This is a genomic window from Paenibacillus sp. BSR1-1, assembly GCF_030403775.1.
Lineage (GTDB): Bacteria > Bacillota > Bacilli > Bacillales > Cytobacillaceae > Neobacillus.
Genome location: NZ_JAQMWQ010000030.1, coordinates 61,953 through 69,420, shown reverse-complemented (window position 1 = coordinate 69,420; position 7,468 = coordinate 61,953). Strand labels below are relative to the sequence as shown.

At 45.6% G+C, this 7,468-nt stretch carries 8 protein-coding genes; all 8 read left to right on the top strand.

Features of this window, described 5'->3' with window-relative positions; genetic code table 11:
* Window positions 1-686: 686 nt before the first annotated feature.
* The 8 genes from PH210_RS26785 to hisIE all read left to right on the top strand — a co-directional run bounded on the left by PH210_RS26785 (window position 687) and on the right by hisIE (window position 7,293).
* On the top strand, window positions 687-1,859 hold the full coding sequence (locus tag PH210_RS26785) for an ATP phosphoribosyltransferase regulatory subunit (protein ID WP_289989396.1): 1,173 nt from the start codon (window positions 687-689) through the stop codon (window positions 1,857-1,859).
* The gene (hisG, locus tag PH210_RS26780; RefSeq protein WP_289989395.1) at window positions 1,852-2,484 is read left to right on the top strand and encodes an ATP phosphoribosyltransferase; all 633 of its coding nucleotides are present in this window, start codon (window positions 1,852-1,854) and stop codon (window positions 2,482-2,484) included. The genes PH210_RS26785 and hisG overlap by 8 nt, the downstream gene beginning before the upstream one ends.
* 1 nt (window position 2,485) lies before the next feature.
* Window positions 2,486-3,763, top strand: a complete 1,278-nt coding sequence (gene hisD / locus PH210_RS26775; RefSeq protein WP_289989394.1) for a histidinol dehydrogenase — start codon at window positions 2,486-2,488, stop codon at window positions 3,761-3,763.
* A 42-nt stretch (window positions 3,764-3,805) separates the two neighbouring features.
* Entirely contained in the window at window positions 3,806-4,393 is a 588-nt protein-coding gene (gene hisB, locus PH210_RS26770; protein WP_289989393.1) for an imidazoleglycerol-phosphate dehydratase HisB, read from the top strand.
* Window positions 4,394-4,563: 170 nt separating this feature from the next.
* Complete coding sequence (hisH, locus tag PH210_RS26765) at window positions 4,564-5,193, top strand: imidazole glycerol phosphate synthase subunit HisH (protein ID WP_289989392.1); 630 nt, start codon at window positions 4,564-4,566, stop codon at window positions 5,191-5,193.
* The gene (gene hisA / locus PH210_RS26760) at window positions 5,190-5,921 is read left to right on the top strand and encodes a 1-(5-phosphoribosyl)-5-[(5-phosphoribosylamino)methylideneamino]imidazole-4-carboxamide isomerase (RefSeq protein WP_289989391.1); all 732 of its coding nucleotides are present in this window, start codon (window positions 5,190-5,192) and stop codon (window positions 5,919-5,921) included. Before hisH ends, hisA begins: the two co-directional genes overlap by 4 nt.
* A complete protein-coding gene (gene hisF / locus PH210_RS26755; protein WP_289989390.1) occupies window positions 5,918-6,679 on the top strand; it encodes an imidazole glycerol phosphate synthase subunit HisF in 762 nt (253 codons plus the stop codon). Before hisA ends, hisF begins: the two co-directional genes overlap by 4 nt.
* Entirely contained in the window at window positions 6,676-7,293 is a 618-nt protein-coding gene (gene hisIE, locus PH210_RS26750; RefSeq protein ID WP_289989389.1) for a bifunctional phosphoribosyl-AMP cyclohydrolase/phosphoribosyl-ATP diphosphatase HisIE, read from the top strand. The genes hisF and hisIE overlap by 4 nt, the downstream gene beginning before the upstream one ends.
* Window positions 7,294-7,468 lie beyond the last annotated feature (175 nt).

Here is a 7,468-nt window from a genome sequence, read left to right as displayed (position 1 = left end):
CGCCCCAAAAAATGAAAGGGTATGGATAAAGATCATAAAAGGTAGAGCTGAAAACAATTGCTTTTGATTTTACACAATAATCAGGACTTGACTCTCGAATCGGCGGAAAAGTGCTCAATTCTCGCGGAATCCCCCTTCGAATCCGCGGAAACAAATCAAAAACCCGCGAAATGGATGGCAGTTCGCGGAATAAATAGGAGGGTCCGCGGAATTCCAGCTCGAATCGGCGGAAAAGTGCTCAATTCTCGCGGAATCCCCCTTCGAATCCGCGGAAACAAATCAAAAACCTGCGAAATGAATGGCAGTTCCGGAATAAATAGGAGGGTCCGCGGAATTCCAGCTCGAATCGGCGGAAAAGTGCTCAATTCTCGCGGAACCCCCCCTCGAATCCGCGGAAACTAATCAAAAACATGCGAAATGATTGGCAGTTCGCGGAATAAAATAGGAAAGACTGCGGAATTCCTGCGTAAATCCGCGGAATCATACTCAAGTTTTGCGGAATTCCCACCCAAATCCGCGAAAAAACTTCAAAAACCTGCGGGATTTTTCCCAGGCTTGCAGAAACTATCTATATCACTAGGATTTTTTCATTGACGAAAAATCACATAAGGGGTAAACTACAGATAACTTTAACTTATTAGCACTTTAGCAGAGTAAAGGAAAATTAATGATAAAGGATGAACAGGATGAGTCGCTTGTTTATGTTTGAAAAGCCTTTGGGCATGCGGGACACGCTACCGGAGTTATTTGAAAAAAAGCATCGTGTTCGTTCATTAATGGCGGAAACGATCAAACTTTGGGGCTATCAGTTTATTGAAACACCTACCCTGGAATATTACGAAACGGTTGGAGCTGCATCAGCTATTCTTGATGCGCAGCTTTTTAAATTATTAGATAAAGAAGGTCACACACTTGTGCTGAGGCCTGACATGACGTCACCAATTGCCCGCGTAGCGGCATCAAAGCTGCTGGAAGAGGATCTTCCCGTCCGCCTTGCTTATTCCGCGAATGTATTTCGGGCCCAACAGCGCGAGGGCGGCCGGCCAGCCGAGTTCGAACAAATTGGGATTGAATCCTTAAACGACGAAACGGTTACCTGTGACGGTGAAGTTATTTCTTTATTGGTCACTTCCTTGAAAAATGCAGGCTTGCAGGAATTTCAAGTATCCATTGGACATATCAGCTTTGCGCAGGAATTATTTTTGCAAATCCTTGGAACGGAAGAACGGGCTGATTCCTTACGAAAATTTTTATATGAAAAAAATTATGTCGGCTATCGGGAGCATGTTAATTCGCTTAACCTGTCGTCAATCGATAAACAGCGCCTTCTCCAATTCCTAGAATTGCGCGGCGGCGAGGAGGTTATTGGCAAGGCCCTCGACTTAATTGAAAATGGGCAAGGGAAGCTGGCCATCCTGCAGCTGAAGGAATTATGGGATGTGGTCAACGACTATGGCATCCAAGAGCATGTAAAGTTTGATTTTACGATTGTCAGCCATATGAGCTACTATTCGGGAATTCTCTTCGAAGTATATGCCGGGAATGTGGGCTTCCCAATTGGCAATGGAGGCCGCTATAGCTTGATTGAAAAGTTTGGAAAAAATGCAAGTGCAACAGGATTTGCGGTTCGCATTGATATGCTTTTAGAAGGACTGGGAGAGACCAAAACGGACAATTCAACCCACTGTATTTTTTTCAGCCAGGAGCGGCGCAAGGAAGCTTTTCAATTGGCCAAAAGCATGCATGAACAAGGTGTAAAAGCGGTACTTCAGGATATCACTGGAGTAAAAAATATCGATGCATTCACGAAGAAGTTTGCCAATACGACCTTTTATGTAGGAGGGCGCGGCGATGAATAATATATTAACCATTGCAATGCCAAAAGGGCGCATTTTTGAAGAAGCGGTAGTATTGCTGCGAAAAGCCGGCTACCAGCTGCCCCCGGAATTTGATGATTCGCGTAAATTGATCATCGAGGTCCCTGAAGAAGAATTAAGGTTTATTTTATCAAAGCCAATGGATGTTGCTACCTATGTGGAACATGGCGTCGCGGATGTCGGGATTGCTGGTAAGGACGTATTGCTTGAGGAAGAGCGCGATGTTTACGAGCTGCTTGACCTCAAAATCAGCTATTGCTACTTAGCAGTGGCCGGTCTTCCAGATACCAAAATGAATGACGTTGCCCCAAGAGTAGCGACAAAATATCCAAATGTGGCCGAAGCTTATTTTCGCGAGCAAGGGGAGCAGGTTGAGATTATTAAATTAAATGGTTCGATCGAGCTTGCACCCTTAATCGGTTTATCCGATCGTATTGTCGATATCGTTTCAACAGGACGGACATTAAAGGAAAATGGTTTGGTTGAATATGAAAGAATTGTCGATGTCACATCCCGCCTGGTTGTGAATCCGGTCAGCTACCGTTTAAAGGACCAAAAAATTAACGATCTAGTGAAACGACTTAGTGATGTTGTGGAGGTTTGTTAACATGAAAATACTAAAAGTTGCTGAAGGAGTATCAATCAAACGCTCCATTGAAGCCGGGACCTCCGAGCAGCAGGAAGTCGTTAAAGAGGTAATTGACAACATTCGCAGTCGTGGCGATGAGGCATTAAGAGAATATACGGAAAAGTTCGACCGTGTCCTTTTAGATTCTTTTTTCGTAAATGAAAAAGAAATAAACGAGGCCTACGAGCAGGTTGACCAACAATACATTTCTATTGTCCAAGAAGCGGCTGAAAATATCCGAAAGTTTCACGAAAAACAATTGCGTCCGTCATGGATGACGACAGAGGAGAACGGAACCGTTCTTGGTCAAAAAATAACCCCGCTTGATTCGGTTGGCGTGTATGTACCTGGCGGAACAGCTGCCTACCCCTCATCGGTTCTGATGAACGTGATACCGGCAAAGGTGGCAGGGGTTAAACGAATTGTCATGGTGTCACCGCCGGACCGGGCAGGAAAAATACCTGCTGCCGTTCTTGTTGCGGCAAAGGAAGCAGGTGTCAAAGAGATCTATAAAGTAGGCGGCGCTCAGGCCATCGCTGCATTGGCCTATGGAACCGAGTCCATCGCCTCCGTTGATAAAATTACTGGCCCAGGAAATATTTATGTGGCGCTGGCAAAACGTGAGGTATATGGCGACGTTGACATCGATATGATTGCCGGACCAAGTGAGATTGCTATTTTAGCAGATGAAACAGCAAGGGCCGACGAGGTAGCAGCGGACCTTCTATCACAGGCTGAGCATGATCCGCGTGCCTGCAGCGTTCTAGTCACTCCGTCACAGAACCTGGCTGAAGAGGTTTCACAAGAAGTCGAAAAGCAGCTGGCGCTTTTGCCACGGAAAGAAATTGCCGCCCAATCTATTAACGATTACGGTGCCATTTATGTAACAGCGAATATAGAGGAAGCGGTTGAAACGGTCAACCAGCTGGCGCCTGAGCACCTAGAGGTCATTACAGAAAACGCAATGGAGCTGCTAGGGAAAATTCGCCATGCCGGAGCCATTTTTATCGGCCGTTATAGCTCTGAGCCTGTTGGTGATTATTTTGCAGGTCCGAACCATGTGATCCCGACCAATGGAACAGCACGATTCTCAAGTCCGCTTAACATAGATGATTTTCAAAAGAAATCAAGCGTGATTATATATAGTGAAAAAGCCTTAAAAGATAATGGCGAAAAAATTGCGGCGTTTGCCCGTATGGAAGGGCTTGAGGCCCACGCCCGGGCCGTCGAAATAAGATTAGAAAATGATCGTAAGTAGTTTATTTGCGGAATTAAAAAACTCAAGGGGGATCCCAATCTCATGGAAAGAGTAGCAAGCATTGAACGGAATACAAATGAAACTAAGATTCAGCTATCGTTAGCGATTGACGGGGAAGGCCGCTCCAATCTTGAAACGGGCGTGCCTTTTATGGACCATATGCTCGATTTGTTTACAAAACACGGTCAATTTGATCTAACAGTTGATGCGAAAGGCGATATCGAAGTCGATGACCACCATACAACCGAGGATATTGGGATTTGTTTAGGACAAACCCTTCGCGAGGCACTAGGAGATAAACGCGGCATCAAGCGCTATGGAAATGCCTTTGTTCCAATGGATGAGGCACTTGCCCAGGTCGTCGTGGACCTCAGCAACCGCCCGCACCTCGAAATGCGGGCGGAATTCCCGTCACAAAAGGTTGGAACCTTTGATACCGAACTCGTTCATGAATTTCTCTGGAAACTCGCCCTTGAAGCGCGAATGAACCTCCACGTAATAGTTCATTACGGTAAAAACACACACCATATGATCGAAGCTGTTTTTAAAGCATTAGGACGAGCCCTTGACGATGCAACCACAATCGACCCGCGCATCAAAGGAGTTCCATCCACAAAGGGTATGTTATAGAAAACGAATGGTGTCAGGCACCACAAAAAGACATTTCAAATCATTTGTCCACCTGGAAAGGACACCTTTTATGGCGAGCAACAGTGTCCATTCCAGACGAACATATATTGTGAAGTGTCCACGGATGGTGTCAGGCACCATGAAAAGACAGCATGGAAGGAATGTTTTAAATGATTGGCATTGTGGATTATGGTATGGGAAATCTTTTCAGCGTTAGCAAGGCCCTTGAACGGTTAGGTGCTGATTATTTTATTTCCGCTGATCAAGATAAATTGCTGCAGGCAGATGCGTTACTGCTTCCGGGTGTTGGTGCGTTCCGCGATGCGATGGAGCGGCTGCCAGCGGATATGATCAAGGAATTTGCAAAGACAGGAAAACCGCTGCTCGGGATTTGCCTTGGTATGCAGCTGCTGTTTGAAAGCAGTGAGGAAAATGGCTTTACAAAAGGACTCGGGCTGCTTCCAGGCAGTGTCCGCCGTTTCCCGGGCCGGACTCCTGATGGTGATCAATATAAGGTTCCTCATATGGGCTGGAATAGACTAGAATTCGTAAAAGAATCACCCTTACTTAAAAACCTTGAGGAAGATTATGTGTATTTTGTGCATTCCTATTTTGTAAATGCTGAAAAGTCTTCCGATGTGCTCCTTGCAAAAGCTGACTACCATGAACAAGTTTCAGCGGTTGTGGGCAGGAATAATATTTTCGGGATGCAATTTCATCCTGAGAAAAGCAGCAAGCTGGGGATGGCCCTTCTCAATAATTTTTTAATAATGGTAGAAGAAAGGAAGGCAATTCGATGAGCATCACGATTTATCCGGCGATTGATATGCGCGGAGGAAACTGCGTCCGTCTTCTTCAGGGGGACTATGGCAAAGAAACGATTTACGGCGATTCGCCGTTTGATATGGCGCAGCAATTTGCGGCAGAAGGGGCCGAGTGGATTCACATGGTTGATCTTGATGGTGCGAAAGATGGCAAGCGTGTCAATGACCGTTTCGTGATTGAGGCTGCGCAAAAACTAAACAAGGTAAAAATTCAAATTGGCGGCGGCATTCGTTCCGAGGCAGACATCCTCCATTATCTTGAAAGTGGTATTGATCGAGTCATCATCGGAAGTATTGCCGTTTCTAATCCTGAATTTGCAATTGATATGATTAAAAAATACGGCGCGAAAATTGCTGTAGGAATTGATGCGAAAAATGGCTATGTGGCTACACATGGCTGGATCGATACTTCAGAACTGAAGGCTGTGGACCTCGGCAAACGCTTTGCTGATGCGGGAGCGGAAACGTTTATATTTACCGATATTGCAACTGATGGTATGTTAAAAGGTCCAAATATAGGCGCTGTTTGTGAAATGGCTGAAGTAACTGGCAAAAATGTCATTGCCTCAGGCGGAGTCAGCAGTCTTGCAGATTTAAAGGCATTGTCTGTAGAAAAAGGCATTGGCGGGGCCATCGTTGGAAAAGCCCTGTATGAAAACAGGTTTACCTTGAAGGAAGCGCTGGAAGAGGTGGGGGCAAAATGACACTGACAAAACGAATCATTCCCTGCCTTGATGTAAAAGAAGGCCGGGTTGTGAAGGGGATCCAGTTCGTACAGCTTCGCGATGCCGGGGATCCAGTAGAGCTTGCGCGCTTTTACGATGAACAAGGGGCAGACGAGCTGGTGTTTCTTGATATCTCAGCTTCCGTTGAAGGCAGAAAAACAATGGTCGAAGTTGTCAAAGCAGTCGCCTCTGAACTCGCAATTCCATTCACAGTTGGCGGAGGTATTAATGCATTAGAAGATATGAAGCGGATTCTCCGTGCCGGTGCAGATAAGGTTTCCCTGAATACAGCCGCTGTCTTGAATCCTGAATTAATCAGGGAAGGAGCCGACTTCTTTGGTTCACAATGTATTGTTGTGGCCATTGATGCTAAGTATGATGAAGAACTTGGGGAGTGGCGTGTCTATACCCACGGCGGCCGAAAGCCTACTGATAAGAAGGTAATCGAATGGGCCAGGGAAGCAGCAGAACTTGGCGCTGGAGAAATTTTATTAACAAGCATGGATAGTGATGGCGAGAAAAATGGATTTGATCTTTCACTAACAAAAGCTGTAAGTGAAGCAGTAACCATTCCGGTGATTGCCTCCGGCGGTGCCGGGAATGCCGTTCATTTTGAAGAAGCTTTTCTAGATGGAAAAGCCGATGCAGCGCTGGCAGCTTCGATTTTCCATTACAAAGAAACCTCGGTTCATGAAGTCAAAAGCTATTTGCGGGAAAAAGGAGTGACCGTTCGATGAACGTTCGATTTGATGAAAAGGGCCTCGTGCCTGCAATTATTCAGGATGCCGGAACAAAAGAAGTGTTGACACTCGCCTATATGAATGAGGAATCGCTCGCCAAAACGATTGAAACGGGGGAGACGTGGTTCTACAGCCGCTCCCGTCAGGAATTGTGGCATAAAGGAGCGACAAGCGGCAATACGCAAAAGGTCGTAAGCATCAACTATGACTGTGATCAGGATGCCATACTTGTGCTTGTTTACCCAAAAGGGCCAGCCTGCCATACTGGCGCGGTAAGTTGTTTTTCTGAAGGCGTTTTAGAGCGAAAAACAAACCTTGAGGACTATCAAATCTTACAAACGCTTGAAAAAGTTATTTTGGAGCGCGAACAGGAGCGGCCTGAAGGGGCGTACACAACTTATCTTTTTGAAAAAGGCGTCGATAAAATATTGAAAAAAGTCGGGGAAGAGGCAGCGGAAGTTATCATTGCCGCGAAAAATCGCGATCACGAAGAACTTCGCTGGGAAGCAGCAGATTTGCTTTACCACTTGCAGGTATTGTTAGTGGAACAGGGGCTCCCATTCCGCGAAGTGCTGCGGACATTAGAAGAAAGACACAAAGACCGGTCCTAGTGGGGATCGGTTTTTTTCATACAAAATAACTTCTGAATTCTACGAAAATTGGAATGCTTCTACAAAAATTACGCTGCTTTCTACAAAAACTGGTCCGAATTCTTCAAAAATAATATCGGATTCTACAAATGTTGGAAATCAGGTGGAAAACTGCGAATTCACTCGGATTAATTCT